The organism is Mesorhizobium sp. M7A.F.Ca.AU.001.01.1.1 (genome assembly GCF_004022735.1).
GTDB classification, from domain to species: domain Bacteria; phylum Pseudomonadota; class Alphaproteobacteria; order Rhizobiales; family Rhizobiaceae; genus Mesorhizobium; species Mesorhizobium ciceri.
This window is the reverse complement of sequence record NZ_RZPF01001272.1, coordinates 1-770: the sequence shown is the minus strand read 5'-3', so window position 1 is coordinate 770 and position 770 is coordinate 1. Positions and strand designations below refer to the sequence as shown.

Annotated in this window: 1 protein-coding gene and 1 pseudogene; both read right to left on the bottom strand. The window is 61.0% G+C overall.

Annotated elements, in window-relative coordinates:
• A pseudogene (locus tag EN884_RS37600) lies at nucleotides 1–219 on the bottom strand (SAM-dependent methyltransferase); the annotation flags it as partial.
• Between the two features lie 301 nt (nucleotides 220–520).
• A partial coding sequence (locus EN884_RS37595; protein ID WP_281034876.1) for a 50S ribosomal L9 C-terminal domain-containing protein occupies nucleotides 521–770 on the bottom strand: 250 nt, incomplete at its 5' end.

Sequence of the window (770 nt, the reverse complement as noted above, 5' to 3'; positions counted from 1 at the left end):
GCCCTCGAGAATGTCGAGTTCGCCGTCCATGTAGGCTTCAGGCACCGCCAGCATCGGATCGAAGGTGATGGCGCGCTCGGCATGCGCGGTCTTGATGTGCATGTGCACCGGTTCGCCGCTGCCGTCGCCGAAAACCACCGCCGTGCCCTTGGGGCCGGTTACCCTAAGATTGCCGGTGCGCACCAAGCGGTCGAGAACGCGCTTTAACAGAATATTCATGACCAAATGTCCCCTCTCGGCCAGACAGGCTGCCTTGGCGCGTGACCGCGAAAATCGGGATCGATTTCGCCGGAGATCTTGCGCCGAACCAAAGTTGCACAGCGTGCTTTGCGCGGCCAAAGGACGCGCGACGCCATAGTCTGCAACAATATATAGGGGTTCGAAAAGTTCCATTTGGCACAAAAATGCCCGGGCGCGAGGCCCGGGCATTGGTCCAGCATGGCTGGATGACGGCAAAGTGATCGGAGCTTGGCGTCAAGTCGTGATCAGCCCCATGGCTCCAATCGCTTGCGACGTGTGATCAGGCGTTGTCTTCGTCGCCCTCGAACTCGGTGTTCGGATCGAAGAAGTTCTCCGGCCGGGCGTTGTCGTTGATGTCGTCGCCATAGATGGCTTCGGCGGTGGTCAGCGTCTCGCCCTTGGCCTGGCGCTCGGCTTCGTCGGCCGTGCGGGCGATGTTGAGCGTGACGGTGACCTCGACTTCCGGCTGCAGCGCGATCGCCACATTGGTGACACCGATGGTCTTGATCGGCTGGGTGTGCAGGATCTGG